A 230-nucleotide genomic window follows, 5' to 3' on the forward strand; every position below is an offset into this window, starting at 1 on the left:
CAACGGCGAGCTGTGGCGGTATGGCTTGTACCCGGTGACCGGCAAAATACATCAACTGCGCCTGCACATGGCGGCGCTCGGCGCAGGCATTTGCAACGACCCGGTTTATCCGGTGCTGGTGGAGGATGCGGTGGATGACTACAGCAAGCCGCTCCAGTTGCTGGCGCACATCTTGCGGTTTATCGACCCGCTGAGTGGGGTTGAGCGGGAGTTCCACAGTCAGTTGACGT

Annotated in this window: 1 pseudogene; it reads left to right on the plus strand. The window is 60.4% G+C overall.

Annotation, left to right across the window (positions count from 1 at the left end):
* Positions 1 to 230 (plus strand): annotated as a pseudogene (locus AC0IW7_RS25105) (pseudouridine synthase); the annotation flags it as partial.

Source organism: Pseudomonas sp. AC229 (assembly GCF_979254655.1).